Raw genomic sequence first — 14,281 nt, 5'->3', positions numbered from 1 at the left:
GGCAAATCAGATATATCCAAGTCACCTGAAAATACGCGCTTCCGTCTTTCCAAGCGACGTAGGAATATATCTACTCTTTTAGATTCAACAACATTGCGTTGCCGCCTGTGGCAACAATGTTATCGGTTCTGGTTTTTTCCACTGAATAAGGCAGCAAAGCAAAAGCAGCAGTTACATGATTAATCAGCGGAATAATCGCGCCACTGCGCAGTGCCAGATGAGGCATAAGCCCCTCTACTTGCACACTTGCCACAGCATCTATCAAAGGATGATGTAACAACGTAGCTAACTCTCCATGGCTATTAGCACTTGCCACTATCATGGGTATCTCACCTTTAGTCACTAAGGCCAACTGCGCAGCGATTGCACGAGCACTATGCTGCGCCTGCTCGTCATAACCAATCAACATAATGCTATTACCCGCGGCTAGGGCACTAAATAACTGAATCCAGTTATCTGTTTGCATCATTTGACTAAAACCAAGCAGCACCACACCACGACCATGTAAACTTAATTCGTTAGTTTCACCCGTCGGGCCGGGTAAGTCTTGAGTCTGCATTTGTTCACTGTTTACCAGGCTAATACGTTGTAAACAAATATCAGCCACACTCGCCAACGTGCCTGCCACATCATGAGTTTGCAATTTTTCTAAACAGGCCGCTAAACTGCTGACTCGTTTTATAGGCTTAACCTTATTCCACGTAGATTGATTAGTTTTAAGCGTGTTTAAACTAGCCAAGGTTAAGGGTGATAAGCTTTCATTCCCCAGTGTTTTAGCCTCAATGGCAATACTTGCCCACAAGTCAGTAAACCTTAATAAATAATGGGGGCCACCCGCTTTAAATCCTGTACCCGATAAACCTTGTCCACCAAAGGGATTAACACCCACGACAGCGCCAACCATGTTGCGGTTGATGTAGGTATTGCCCACCTTAGTTTCGCTAAATACTTTGTCGGCAAACTGTTTAAGGCGGCTATGAATGCCCAAGGTTAAGCCATAGCCTGTCGCGTTTATGTCTTTTAAAATCAAATCCAGCTCAGTGGCTTTAAAACGAATGACATGCAAAATTGGCCCAAATACTTCACGTTTCAATTGCTCAATGTTTTGGATTTCAAATACCTGCGGCGCGATAAATACACCGTTTTGACATTCCTTCGACAAACTGCCCATAGTTAACAACGTGGCTTGTTGTTGCATACGTTGACAATGAGCAGTGAGGTTGGTTAAGGCTTTTTGGTCAATAACCGGCCCGATATCACTGCTCAGTTCCCAAGGCAATCCAACCTTTAAAGTGGCAATCGCACCTTTAAGCATGGCGATGACATTATCGGCAATATCCTGCTGCAAATACAGCACTCTTAAAGACGAACAACGTTGGCCAGCGCTCAAAAAAGCCGACTGGATCACCGTATCCACCACTTGCTCCGGCAAAGCGGTAGAATCCACTATCATCACATTTTGCCCGCCGGTTTCGGCGATAAAAGGAGGCATAGTCACACCAGGATGATCCAAGCCACGTTGTATCAAGTTAACTTGAATACGCTGGGCGGTTTCGCTTGAACCAGTGAAAGCCACTCCCGCCACTAATGGGTTTGCCATTAAAATCGAACCGACCTTAACACCTGTACCAGTAATAAGATGTAATACCTCGACTGGTACACCTGCCTGATGCATTATTTTTACTGCCAAAGCGGCAATAATCGGGGTTTGTTCGGCAGGTTTAGCCAATACGGCATTACCCGTTACCAGCGCCGCAACCACCTGACCAACAAAGATGGCCAGAGGGAAGTTCCACGGACTAATACACACAAAAATACCTTTGGCAGTAGAAAGCCCAGTGGCATCAGCATGATTGGCATTAAGCAAGCGCGCTTGTAGTGCATAATAACGGCAAAAATCCACGGCTTCGCGCACTTCAGATACACCGTCACCTAATGTCCTGCCCGCTTCAAAGCTAATCAAGGCAGTCAATTGCTCGGTTTGCTGTTCTAATAAGTCAGCGACTTTATCCAGTATATCCGCGCGTTTATTGACGCCTATGGCTTGCCATTTTATTTGTGCCTGTGCGGCTGAGGTAAAAGCCTGTTCAATATCTTGGGGCTGCGCATCAGTGCAATAACCCACCAGCAAATTTTTATCCGCTGGTGATAGGATGGCTTGCGGCTCATCAATGCGCATTTGCCCATTAATGATTGGTCCCACAGACCAGCTATGACTGGGTTTGTGTTGTTGGATTAGAGTAATTTCTTGCTGAATTTCGGCCACGGCTAAAGGATCATCAAGATCCACACCTCTTGAATTTGCGCGTTGTTCACCGGCTGCAGTAAACAAATCATGGGCTAAAGGAATTTTAGTATTACGTTTTCCACTCATGCCCTCGATAGTTGCTTCAACACTTTTAGCGAGGTTAGCCGCAGCGATTTTGCCATCTAAAAACTGATTAACAAAAGAGCCATTAGCACCGTTTTCAAGTAATCTGCGTACCAAATAGGGTAAGAGATCACGGTGTACCCCCACGGGTGCATACACTCGTAAAGGTAAGGCTTGTCCGTTTAACTGCATAATCTGGCTGTATAATAAATCGCCCATGCCATGTAAACGTTGGAATTCAAAACTATCGAGCTCGCCTTCGACCATTTGCATAATCAAAGCCACGGTATACGCATTATGAGTAGCAAATTGCGGATAAAGTACGACGCGGTTAGCGAGTAATTTACCTGCACATACTTGATAACTTAAATCAGTATGAACCTTACGGCTAAATACCGGAAAATCCACTAAACCTTGCTCTTGTGCGTGTTTGATTTCAGCATCCCAATATGCACCTTTAACCAAGCGCACCATCAGTTTATGTTGGCTTAAGGTCGCAAGTTGCACTAACCAGTCCACTACAAATACTGCACGTTTTTGATAGGCCTGTAATACAAATCCCAATCCATCCCAGCCAGCCAATTGTGGCGCAAAAGCCAATGCTTCAAACACATCGAGTTCAATATCTAAACGTGCGGCTTCTTCGGCATCAATGGTAAAACCAATATTGTATTGTTTAGCGGCTTTAGCCAACTCAATCACGCTGGGCACTAATTCTGCTAATACCAAGTGATGGTGACTGAATTCATAACGTGGATGCAAAGCACTGAGTTTGACCGAAATTCCATCGGCCAATCCCACAGATGTTTGTTGGTTTTTTTTACCTATGCTGTGAATGGCCAACATATAAGCTTCAAAGTATTTTTTAGCATCAGCATAAGTGCGCGCGCCTTCACCCAGCATATCGAATGAAAAACGGGTACCTGACGGATTACCTTTTCTACCTCGTTTAGCCGCCTCTTCAATATCGCGACCTAATACGTATTGTTGCCCCATAAACTTCATGGCTTGTACTGTGGCGCTGCGCACTAATGGTTCGCCTACTCGATTGATGAGTTTACGAAACCAGTTTTCTGGGCTTTCCGTTTTGTCGACTTGTTTGTTAAGGATTTTACTGGTGAGGACTAAGCCCCTACTGGCGGCATTAACCAACAATTCATCTGAATTTCCCAGATGTTCGCCCCACTGGCCAAGGTGGATTTTTTCTTTAATCAGTTTGTCGATGGTATGGCTATCTGGCACCCGCAAAAGTGCTTCGGCCAAGGTCATCAAAACGACACCCTCTTGACTCGATAAACTGTATTCACGTAAAAATGCGTCAAACAAACCTTGTTTATCTGGATTATTGCGACACTGTTCAACAAAGTTTAAGGCTGTACTTTCGACTTTTAGGCGATTTTCGTCTGTCAGCGGATTCAGCTGTAATAGATTGTCAATGGCCTGATCTTCAGGCATATATATATGTTGGCGAATGATTTGTCTAAGGGGTAAAAGAGATGCTGAGGGCATGCAATAACTCATTAAAATGACACGATTGAAGTAGTGAACTAAACAAGTCAAAACCACGTTGTAAGTTCAGTATAGATAGCGATAAACCGCGTGAAAAACCAGCTAGTTTACGCGTCATAAAAACCGGCATTTTAAGGACAATATCAGTATATTACTTACCAAAAATCACGTTTAAACAATATTAAAAACCTTTTTAATTACCTATAGCAGTGATTTATACAAAAAAATCAAAGCAACTTGATTTCTCTGTGGCAAACGCATTTTTGTTATATATTGTCAGGACTATTTTCAGGAACCTACTATGTCAGAAACATTGTTTAGCAACGATAATCTCAGTGCAGCAACGCCTGAGCAATTAGCAATGATCCAACAACTTGATCTACAAACCTTGTCAGAAAAATACGCGCCATTGAATTTGCAGATCAACATCCTCAGTACATTGTTAATCACCTTATTGGGCGTACTAGTCTATCTGCAACCTTGGCTAAGTTTGCCACAAACTTTAATGCTGTATTTACCGCTGGGTTTAAGCTTATTTACACTCTTAGGCTTAGGTTTTTGTGGTTTAGCTTATATTGCCGATAAACGTAAACGTTATGCTTTACGCGAGCTTGACTTGCATTTCAGCTCGGGTTTGATTTTCCAAAAAGTGCTCAGTCAACCCATTACACGTATCCAACATATTGAATTAAAAAGAGGGCCACTTGAGCGTTATAAAGGTTTGGCCAGTTTGCAGGTTTTTAGTGCAGGCGGTGCCATGCATACCTTCGAGTTACCTGGGTTAACTCTCGATACCGCAGAGCATATTCGTCAATTGATATTACAACACAAAGATCTTGCCCAACATGGATAGCTCAGAGCCTTTACAAGACCTCAAACATCAAGCTCATACCGAGGATCAGTGGCAGCGCCTGTCCCCGATCGCCATACTCTATTTTGCTGTTGGCTTTTTACGAGGGATATTTGGCAACGTTGTGTATTTGTTGCCTGCCTTAGCTTTTAGTTATTCGAGCCTGCAAAAACACCCTTATATTTGGCTGCCCACTATTACCCTGTTAATCAGCCTAATGTTTATCGTAGCAGTGTGGAGTTTTCAGGTTTACCGCTTTCGTTTTTCCGAAAATAATGTGGAAATCCGTTCTGGTATTTTCAGCAAAAAACAACTCAACCTGCCTTTTGAGCGCATCCAAAATGTCAAACTAGAACAACCAATTTATTACCGTTTAACGGGGTTTGCTTGTTTGCAACTTGATACGGCGGGCTCGGCTAAACAAGAGGCTAAATTGGTGGCCTTGCCACTCGAGCTAGCTGAACAATTAAAACAGCAAATTCTCAGTCATAAGTCAGAGCCGACAGAGGCTAACCAACACGAGATTGAAAATAACGGCACCAATAACTCGACCAACTCTGTGCATGAACAACTGCTTAATCAGCGCAGTTTAAGTGATTTAGTGATCCACGGTATTACAAGCAACCGTGTTTGGATAATACTAGGTGGATTAGCCCCTTTTTACGACAATATTGCCGAAAAACTCAACCAAACATTGAATAGTTTGGGCATCGATTTAAAAGAATTATTTAATCTTGAAACCCATGCCGTATGGCAAGTGACTTTGTTTGCTTTATCTCTAACTATGTTAGTAATGATGCTGATGTTGAGCTTTTCGATCCTTGGCTCAATAGTCAGTTTTTATGGTTACACTCTGAGTAAAAGTGCTAATCGTTATATTAGGCGCAGTGGTTTGTTAACCAAACATGAAGTCAGTATGCCTTTAAGCCGCTTGCAACTTGTGATGCAAAAACAAGACTGGCTAGATGTGCTACTTAAACGAATTAATCTCAAATTAGAACAAAGCAATGCTCAGCTTGATCACGCATCGCCATCAGCAGTGAGTAATAAAATCCTTGTACCTTCTATTACTCCGCTGCAGAGCAAAGCCTTAATTGACGATCTGTACCCAGATAATCAATTGTTTAATATAGGATTTATGCCAATCAGTGGTTTTTATTTAGTACGTACCATTGGTTATTTTTTACTGCCTATATGGGTATTACTCGAAAGTTTTGTGTTGTATCACCACAACATCAAAGTTGCTGGAGTATTGGTCGGTTTATTTGCGGTATTTAGCGGCCTATTTTATCTACGTTGGCGCCGTTGGGGTGTGGCCTTTGATGAACAATATGTGTATTTACGCCGTGGATTAATTGGCATCGACTATGTTTGTTTTCCGACATACAAAGTACAACAAAGCCAATTTAAACAAAGTGTGATGATGAAAAAACATCAACTTGCCAGCGTTAAGTTAATACTCGCCTCTGGCTCTGTTACAGCACCTCTGTTGCCGCAAGATGTGGCCTACAAGCTGATCAATCATTGTTTATACAAGGTAGAGTCAAGTAAGATTTCTTGGATGTAGCATGAGCAGAGCCTAACTGACTTTAACCACATTAAGATTCAAGTTAGGCGCCTAACAACACTTTGTATAAGGTAAGAGAAAATGGAAGCAGATTTTTGGCATCAGCGCTGGGAAAAAGGTGAAATTGGCTTTCACGAAAGAGATATCAACCCTTTATTAATTAGTTACTTCCATCAATTAGACCTACCTAAGGCGAGCCGAATATTCGTTCCTCTATGTGGTAAAACCCATGATATATCTTGGTTACTCGACCTAGGTTATCAAGTAGTCGGCGCTGAACTAAGTGAAGTAGCGATCAAGGAACTGTTTAAACAATTGGATATTATGCCCCGCGTCTCTGATTTGCTTACAGCTAAGCGCTATCAAGGCCCTAATCTCGACATATTTGTTGGTGATATATTTAAAATAACAGCACAACAACTTGGTCAGGTTGATGGGATTTATGACCGTGCAGCCTTGGTGGCATTGCCGAGTGCTATGCGCCATCTATACAGCCAACATCTGCACGCTATCACGCAAGGAGCCAAACAATTACTCATCAGCTTTGATTATGATCAAGATACGATGCCCGGGCCGCCATTTTCTGTCGTTGCAGACGAAGTTAAACAACATTATGCACAGCACTACAAGCTAACACTTTTGTACAATCAGCCCTTAGTTGGCGGTTTAAAAGGACGAGTTGCTGCTAAGCAACAAGTTTGGCTGTTGGATAAAAAATTGTAATCAACCATCACTAGAGTGTGAAAAAACAACTCCGCTGAATTTCGCAAAAGACCTTAGATAAACCACCATAACGTCAACAAAGCTAGACCTAAGGCAATGATGATGTGAATAAAGTGGGCACCTTGATATTCGCCTATATATAAACTTGAAATACGGCCAGTAACCATCGCCTTTATAAGATTTTGTTTACGCACCAAAAGGTAATACATGACCACAGCAACATGTAAAACAATCCAAGCTAGAAGCATATTAAATGTGTACTCGTGCCACGTTGCACACAGTCGCCCTGCTTCAAAGGAAATATAGTGATTTAAAGGTCCAGCTTCCCAACCATCAACATCAATGGCAAAAAGACCTAATGCAACTTGTGTGATCAGCAGAGATAACAACAATACCACGCTATAGCCGCCAAGAGGATTATGGCCGATTTTATTGCTTTGCTCTGGCTTAAATAAGCCTTGCCCATATTGCCACGCTGCTCTGGGTGATTTAATAAAGTGAGAAAACCTAGCAGTATTACTGCCAGCAAAGCCCCAATAAAGGCGAAAAACAATCAATGCCAATACGCCATAACCAGCTAAACGATGGTTATCCATTTGATCGTTTTCAGCTGTCCACCACAGTACTGCAATCAATATGACCAGGGACCAGTGAATTAAACGTATGGGTAAATCCCAAACTTTCTTTTGTTTTAATTGGCTAGTTTTCATGATGTCTATTTGAATATTAAAAATCTAGAGTAACGGATCACGTATGTGCTCACAATATGTGTAGTTTCAGCGTCAAGATTTAAACTTAAAAATGAGTGTTATTTATATTGATTTGTGCAACTTTACGTTAGTATTTGCCGTGGATGTAGCAGTTTAAATAGCGACTCCTTTTACAACGATCTTAAAATACTTACATTAGAGACGGACTTATGACATTGAAAAAAAACATTTTAAGTATCGCTATTATGGCGAATATTGTAGGCGTGACTTTTATGACTGCAGCAAGCCCTGCGCAAGCAGTGGATACAGCGTCGATAATTGAGTCGCGTCAAGGCAAGCTCAAAAAAATGGGTGGCGCCATGAAAGCCATTAACGAACAACTAAAAGCCGATCAAGCAGACGTCACCAAAATACAAGAAGCGGCGCAAACCCTGAGTATGAATGCGGCCGTATTAGCTGACTGGTTTCCTGCAGGTAGTGGCGCAGAAAGCGGAATTAAAACCGATGCTTTAGCGGCTATCTGGCAAGATCCTGATAAATTTTCTACCAAAGCGAAGGGCTTAATAGCACAAACAACAACCTTGGTAGAACTAGCCAGCCAAGCGGACATTGATAGTTTACCTAGTCAATTAAAGGCGGTTAAAGACGCTTGTTCTGATTGCCATAAAAATTTCAGAGCGGATTAACGTTAACAATAGACTAAACCAAACAACAGCGACCATTTACTTGTAAAATACTGTTTAGCGCTGCTGTACAGCTACCCACTCTGGTATTATTTTTAGCCAAATAGTCTCAGTGTGGGTAACAAATGCCTCCAATGAGTCACATTTTCCCTCTGATTATGTTAATAAATCGCACTCAATTCTCGTTACAAGCTTAAATATCGTAATTTAATTACACTTTTTAAGATGAAATTCACATAACCATATTCCAAATAGCAATAATAAAACAAATACAAACCTTATAAATCAATAACTTAATTAATGTTAATTAATTAACATAACGAATTTACATAACCTTAATTAATCTCATACACAATAAAAACAACATTATTTTGTAATTTAATTACTATTGTAGTCGTTGGTTGCTGACCAACATTCTAGAAATCTAAACAACCTATTGGGGTATTGAATATGAAAAAGTTACTTATTTCTGTTGTTGTATCTGCGGCTTGCTTGTCATTCAATGCTAACGCAGCTTTAGAAAGCGCTAAAAAAGTAAAATATGTTGGCGATACTGAATTTGCTAGCTTCTGTAAAGCAGCAGTCACTAACGATGTGAACTTGTTTAAACGTTCTGTTTCTCGTCAAGTTGGTGTTTTGGCTAGCTCAAAGCAAAAAGTATTAGATTTAGTGTTGGATTCAAACAACGTTAGCTGTGGCGGTAAAGGTTTAACTGAATTTTCAGAAAATCGTCAAGCTACTGATGTTGTTAACTTTATCCAAACAACAAAACAGTAATCAGATTTAATAAACAAGCTAGGTACACAATCGCTTAGCTTGTTTATATTTGTTTTACATTGTTGATACACACTAGTATTAAAGACCCTGCCCACCAATGGGTGTAGTTTCAAAGCGTTCTCCAAAACCTGTGATAAACGGTCTGCCTTGTTTTATTGCTTCTTGCACTGAAGGCAAAGCAAGTGATGATTTATGATCTGTTTGAGTTAACCACACCTCAGTGATCCATAGTGCATTTGGGTCGATATTGTCATTTGCCACAATATAACTTAAACAACCCGGCATACCAGCAATTCCCTTAACGAGTATACTCGCCAGCTCATCACGTTTACCTTCGACACATAACATTTTGCCAATCAATCCATACATGGGTTTATTACCTTGTTGTTTTGCATAAGATGCTTTAGATAAAAACGGGCTTAAGCTTAATGCACTTAGCCACACAATAAATTTCCGCCGATCTACCAATTTATATTTCTCCATAGCCAAGGAAGTTTTCAAGCCTGATAGAGTTCTAAGGGTAAACCATCTGGATCGCTGAAAAAGGTATAAGCTTTATCAGTAAACTCATCTATGCGAATTGGCTCGACAGCAATTCCTTTTGATTCTAAAAGTTGCTTAACCTGCTCGACGGACTCAACCACAAAGGCTAGATGACGCAAACCACAAGCTTCAGGCCGGCTGGGTCTGGTTGGTGGTTTTGGAAAAGAAAACAACTCTAGTTGCCCGCCATCAGGCAAAGCTAAATCTAATTTGTATGAATCGCGCTCTGCTCGATAGTTTTCGGCAACAATGGCTAAGCCCAAAGTCTCTGTATAAAAGCGTTTAGACACTTGGTAATCGGAGCAAATAATCGCTGCATGGTGGATACGGCTAAGCATACTTTCCTTTTACAAACTAAAGGCTTAAACAACTAAGCTAGGTTTAGAGTTTGTTGTTTAACGCTCTATAATACCCTTCATCCTTGAAACTACACGTTTGTCGGCGCCACGCATTTGCCATGATATGCAAATAACTTAGCACTTAGTACGGCTAAGCGCATGGAGTCTCATTCGTTTGCAACCGCCGTGCAATTTCAATAATTTTGGGTATATACAATATAAACAACGTCGCTCTGAGAAAAATTAATTAGCTGCAGGCGTCATTGCATCGTATTTTTGTTTAGCGCGCATAAACAACTGTTGGCCCCATTGCTGGCCGATCATCATCGACTCTTGCATGATAACAGGTTGTACTGAAATCAATTTTTTACCCGCTGGTGTACTGAAGAATTTCAACATATGTTGAATGTCTTCTTCAGTTAAATGTTTTTGATAAACTGGCACGATCAAAGCCACCATTTCATCCATATTGATTTCTTCGGTTACACTTTGCCAAAACGCAGGTGGAGCATCAGGTATCATTTGCTGCATAGCCGGCAACATCTGGCCCATCATTTGTTTACCCATATCACTAGCACCCGTAAGTACCATTAACTTTTCGACGCTTTCTTTACTGGCTTGCTCTGCCACCGCACTAAACACGATACCCATGCTTAAGAAAACAGCTAATAATTTTTTCATTTTTATCCTTAATAAATCACGTTAAACAGTCCTTTGACTGCAGCTCCAACTCGCTTGGAAGCAACAGAATTCTTGCATAAATTTTAGGTATTTAACACCCATAAAAAAACCATTCAGTTGAATGGTTTTTTATAATAACAAAGCAAAACTACAAACAGATTAGTTGGTTAAGTCGTCAAAAAACTTCTTAACTCCATCAAAAAAGCCACTTTCTTTAGGGCGGTTTTTTGCAACGTCTTTGCCTTTACCCATAGAATCTTCAAGCTCTTCTAATAGCTCTTTTTGACGGGTACTCAGGTTTACTGGTGTTTCGATTACTACTTTACAGATCAAATCACCCACACTGCCACTGCGCACTGACTTAACGCCTTTATCACGTAAACGGAACATTTTACCGGTTTGGGTTTCTGCTGTAACTTTGAGTTTGACTTTACCTTCTAAAGTAGGCACTTCAATCTCGCCACCTAAGGCCGCTCGCGTAAAGCTTAAGGGCACTTCACAATAAAGATTATTGCCTTCGCGAGTGAATATTTTGTGCTCTTTCACGTGCACTTGCACATACAAATCACCGGCTGGCGCGCCCATTTCTCCGGCTTCACCTTCACCAGTTAAACGAATTCTGTCACCGGTATCTACACCAGCAGGCACTTTAACTGACAAGGTTTTGGTTTTTTCAACACGGCCATGTCCACGACAAGGGGTACAGGGATCTTTAACGATTTTACCTTTGCCCGCACAAGTAGGACAGGTTTGCTGCACGGCAAAAAAGCCCTGGCGCATTTGTACTTGGCCTTGCCCGTGACAGGTTGAACAAGTCACTGGGTTAGAGCCTTTTTTCGCACCTGAACCATGACAAGTTTCACATTCAGCTAAAGTAGGCACTCGAATTTCCACGCTTTTACCGCGTACCGCTTCTTCAAGACTTAATTCAAGATTATAACGAAGGTCTGAGCCCTGACGCGCTCGTGACTGTCTGCCACCTCGTCCACCACCGCCAAAAATATCGCCAAATACATCACCGAAGATATCTCCGAAGTCAGCACCTTGCTGCCCTCGACCACCACCACGATTAGGATCAACACCTGCATGACCATATTGATCATATGCCGCGCGTTTTTGCGAATCCGTTAAGATTTCATGGGCTTCTTGAATTTCTTTAAACTTTTCCTCCATGGCTTTATCACCCTGATTACGATCGGGGTGATACTTCATCGCAAGGCGTTTATAGGCCTTTTTTATATCGCGTTCGGCGGCACTTTTGTCCACACCTAACACTTCATAATAATCTCGCTTCGACATATTACTTGTGTATCCTGATAAGGTAATTCTGGCTGTTTTTAACAGTTATTCTAAGGATTTGCTAAAACAAACAAGGCGCAAACCGGTTTACCCGCTGCGCCAAGTTTGTAACCTAAGCAACAATGCTTAGGTTAATGAGTAAACAAAAATTACTTTTTGTCGTCTTTTACTTCTTCAAACTCAGCGTCAACAACATCGTCATCTTGCTTAGCTGAAGAACCAGCGTCTTGTGGTTCTGCACCTTGAGCACCGGCTTTAGCTTGCGCCACTTCCATCAATTTAGCTGAAGCTTGAATCAATTCTTGAGTCTTAGCTTCGATTTCTTCCTTGGTGTCACCTTTAATGGCTTTTTCAAGAGCAGTTATCGCCGTTTCGATTTCAGCTTTGTCTTCATCACTTAAGGCATCACCGGCTTCTTCAACTTGCTTGCGAGTACCGTGTACCATGCCATCAGCTTGGTTACGTGCTTGGACTAACTCTTCAAACTTTTTATCTGCGTCTTTGTTAGCTTCAGCATCTTGTACCATTTGCTCGATTTCAGCGTCGGTTAAACCAGAAGAGGCTTTAATGGTGATTTTTTGCTCTTTATTAGTATCTTTATCTTTAGCAGATACATGCAAAATACCATCGGCATCAATGTCAAAAGTGACTTCGATTTGAGGTGCACCGCGCTGTGCAGGGCGAATACCTTCAAGGTTAAACTGACCTAAAGACTTGTTGCCAGAGGCTTGTTTACGCTCACCTTGTAGTACATGTACCGTAACCGCAGATTGGTTATCTTCCGCAGTAGAGAACGTCTGTGACTTCTTGGTTGGTACTGTGGTGTTTTTCTCGATAAGCGCCGTCATTACGCCGCCCATGGTCTCGATACCTAAAGACAATGGTGTTACGTCAAGTAACAATACGTCTTTTACATCACCAGATAATACGCCACCTTGAATTGCTGCGCCTACGGCAACGGCTTCATCAGGGTTAACATCTTTACGTGGCTCTTTACCGAAGAATTCAGTCACGTATTTTTGCACTAAAGGCATACGAGTTTGACCACCAACCAAGATGATATCGTTGATATCATTTACAGTCAGATCAGCATCAGCTAAAGCTTGTTTAAGTGGCTCAAGGGTCGCTTTAACCATTTTTTCTACTAAAGATTCTAACTTAGCACGAGTCAATTTAATGGCTAAATGCTTAGGACCAGAAGCGTCAGCCGTTACGTAGGGCAAGTTAACTTCAGTTTGCTGAGCAGAAGAAAGTTCGATTTTGGCTTTTTCGCCTGCTTCTTTCAAACGTTGCATGGCCAAAGGATCTTTACGTAAATCAATACCGCTGTCTTTTTTGAATTCTTCAACCAAATAATTAATAACTTGGTTATCAAAATCTTCACCACCTAAGTGGGTATCACCGTTAGTGGCTAATACTTCAAAAGTATGTTCGCCATCAGCTTCGTCGATTTCGATGATAGAAATATCAAAAGTACCACCACCTAAGTCATAAACTGCAACAACGCTGTCGCCTTTTTTCTTGTCCATACCATAGGCAAGTGCAGCAGCGGTAGGCTCGTTGATAATACGTTTTACATCTAAACCAGCGATACGGCCGGCATCTTTAGTCGCTTGACGCTGTGCATCGTTAAAGTAAGCAGGAACGGTAATAACCGCAGCAGTTACTTCTTCGCCAAGATAATCTTCAGCGGTTTTTTTCATTTTTTTCAGTACTTCAGCAGAAATTTGCGGTGGCGCCATTCTTTCGCCTTTCGCTTCTACCCATGCATCACCATTGTCAGCCTTAGCAATTTTATAAGGCATGATGTCGATGTCACGTTGTACTTCTTTATCTTCAAAACGACGACCAATCAAACGCTTGATAGCAAACAACGTGTTGGTTGGGTTAGTCACCGCTTGACGTTTAGCCGGTTGACCGACTAAAATTTCACCGTCTTGTGTATAAGCGATGATAGAGGGAGTTGTGCGATCGCCCTCTGCGTTTTCGATTACTTTAGCCTTGCCGCCATCTAAAATAGCTACACAAGAGTTGGTTGTACCTAAATCTATGCCAATGATTCTACCCATTAGTTTATCTCCAAAATTAGTTCTAAAAGCCTGTACACTTTGTGGGGTTATTATTTTTATTTTCAATACAATTTAATAAAAATATGCCTTTTTTATGCACTTATTTGTTTATTTAATTATGCCTGAACGTCAACGCCACTTTGAGGAGCGCGTGTTACCAG

Annotated in this window: 12 protein-coding genes; 5 read left to right on the top strand and 7 right to left on the bottom strand. The window is 41.5% G+C overall.

What is annotated here, in order from left to right; genetic code table 11:
- Positions 1 to 70: 70 nt before the first annotated feature.
- On the bottom strand, positions 71 to 3,880 hold the full coding sequence (gene putA, locus AX660_RS16250) for a bifunctional proline dehydrogenase/L-glutamate gamma-semialdehyde dehydrogenase PutA (protein ID WP_068378964.1): 3,810 nt from the start codon (positions 3,878 to 3,880) through the stop codon (positions 71 to 73).
- Between the two features lie 301 nt (positions 3,881 to 4,181).
- Between putA and AX660_RS16245 the strand changes: the two genes are divergently transcribed.
- From AX660_RS16245 to tmpT, 3 genes are all read left to right on the top strand, one after another.
- On the top strand, positions 4,182 to 4,733 hold the full coding sequence (locus AX660_RS16245; RefSeq protein ID WP_068378962.1) for a PH domain-containing protein: 552 nt from the start codon (positions 4,182 to 4,184) through the stop codon (positions 4,731 to 4,733).
- A complete protein-coding gene (locus tag AX660_RS16240) occupies positions 4,726 to 6,297 on the top strand; it encodes a PH domain-containing protein (RefSeq protein ID WP_068378960.1) in 1,572 nt (523 codons plus the stop codon). Before AX660_RS16245 ends, AX660_RS16240 begins: the two co-directional genes overlap by 8 nt.
- 81 nt (positions 6,298 to 6,378) lie before the next feature.
- Complete coding sequence (gene tmpT, locus AX660_RS16235) at positions 6,379 to 7,020, top strand: thiopurine S-methyltransferase (protein ID WP_068378957.1); 642 nt, start codon at positions 6,379 to 6,381, stop codon at positions 7,018 to 7,020.
- A 53-nt stretch (positions 7,021 to 7,073) separates the two neighbouring features.
- Here the strand turns inward: tmpT and AX660_RS16230 are convergent, their stop codons facing one another.
- Positions 7,074 to 7,730, bottom strand: coding sequence for a cytochrome b/b6 domain-containing protein (locus tag AX660_RS16230; RefSeq protein ID WP_068378954.1), 657 nt, complete (start codon positions 7,728 to 7,730; stop codon positions 7,074 to 7,076).
- A 209-nt stretch (positions 7,731 to 7,939) separates the two neighbouring features.
- Between AX660_RS16230 and AX660_RS16225 the strand changes: the two genes are divergently transcribed.
- Complete coding sequence (locus AX660_RS16225; protein WP_068378952.1) at positions 7,940 to 8,416, top strand: c-type cytochrome; 477 nt, start codon at positions 7,940 to 7,942, stop codon at positions 8,414 to 8,416.
- A gap of 447 nt (positions 8,417 to 8,863) precedes the next feature.
- Complete coding sequence (locus tag AX660_RS16220; RefSeq protein WP_068378949.1) at positions 8,864 to 9,190, top strand: hypothetical protein; 327 nt, start codon at positions 8,864 to 8,866, stop codon at positions 9,188 to 9,190.
- Between the two features lie 78 nt (positions 9,191 to 9,268).
- On the opposite strand, the gene AX660_RS16215 is transcribed toward AX660_RS16220, so the two are convergent.
- From AX660_RS16215 to dnaK, 5 genes are all read right to left on the bottom strand, one after another.
- Positions 9,269 to 9,634 carry a putative quinol monooxygenase gene (locus AX660_RS16215; RefSeq protein WP_201027459.1) on the bottom strand — a complete coding sequence of 122 codons (366 nt, stop codon included), beginning with the start codon at positions 9,632 to 9,634 and terminating at the stop codon, positions 9,269 to 9,271.
- A 53-nt stretch (positions 9,635 to 9,687) separates the two neighbouring features.
- A complete protein-coding gene (gene gloA2 / locus AX660_RS16210; protein ID WP_068378946.1) occupies positions 9,688 to 10,071 on the bottom strand; it encodes an SMU1112c/YaeR family gloxylase I-like metalloprotein in 384 nt (127 codons plus the stop codon).
- A gap of 243 nt (positions 10,072 to 10,314) precedes the next feature.
- Positions 10,315 to 10,752, bottom strand: a complete 438-nt coding sequence (locus AX660_RS16205) for a DUF2059 domain-containing protein (RefSeq protein ID WP_068378943.1) — start codon at positions 10,750 to 10,752, stop codon at positions 10,315 to 10,317.
- A 159-nt stretch (positions 10,753 to 10,911) separates the two neighbouring features.
- The gene (gene dnaJ, locus AX660_RS16200; RefSeq protein ID WP_068378940.1) at positions 10,912 to 12,051 is read right to left on the bottom strand and encodes a molecular chaperone DnaJ; all 1,140 of its coding nucleotides are present in this window, start codon (positions 12,049 to 12,051) and stop codon (positions 10,912 to 10,914) included.
- Between the two features lie 149 nt (positions 12,052 to 12,200).
- Positions 12,201 to 14,120 (bottom strand): molecular chaperone DnaK, encoded by a 1,920-nt coding sequence (dnaK, locus tag AX660_RS16195; protein ID WP_068378937.1) that lies wholly within the window; start codon positions 14,118 to 14,120, stop codon positions 12,201 to 12,203.
- Positions 14,121 to 14,281 lie beyond the last annotated feature (161 nt).

It is taken from the genome of Paraglaciecola hydrolytica (assembly GCF_001565895.1).
Taxonomy (GTDB): Bacteria; Pseudomonadota; Gammaproteobacteria; order Enterobacterales; family Alteromonadaceae; genus Paraglaciecola; species Paraglaciecola hydrolytica.
The sequence above is the reverse complement of the archived record's forward strand: the minus strand, read 5'-3'. Positions and strand labels throughout refer to the sequence as shown.